Source organism: Nostoc cycadae WK-1 (genome assembly GCF_002897135.1).
GTDB lineage: Bacteria > Cyanobacteriota > Cyanobacteriia > Cyanobacteriales > Nostocaceae > Nostoc_B.
Map to the genome: position 1 here is coordinate 199,852 of NZ_DF978433.1, position 324 is coordinate 200,175.

Here is a 324-nt window from a genome sequence, read left to right on the forward strand (position 1 = left end):
CTCCTTTTCTCCTAAATCGTTGTAGACTGAACTAATGTTATTGAGAGTGGTAGCTTCCCCAGAGCGATTGCCCACTGCACGATATAGGGGCAGAGCTTTGTTGTAAAATTCTAGTGCTTTCTCCTTTTCTCTTAATGCGGAGTAGGCTGCACCAATGTTATTGAGAGTGGTGGCTTCCCCGAAACGATCGCCCACTGCACGAATTAGGGGCAGAACTTGGTTATAAAATGACAGTGCTTTCTCCTTTTCTCCTAAATCGTTGTAGACTCCACCAATGTTATTGAGAGTAGCAGCTTCCCCAGCGCGATCGCCCACTGCACGACT

General features: G+C 46.9%; 1 protein-coding gene. It reads right to left on the reverse strand.

The window, feature by feature from the left end; genetic code table 11:
• A partial coding sequence (locus tag NCWK1_RS30220; protein ID WP_245894950.1) for a tetratricopeptide repeat protein occupies positions 1–324 on the reverse strand: 324 nt, incomplete at both ends.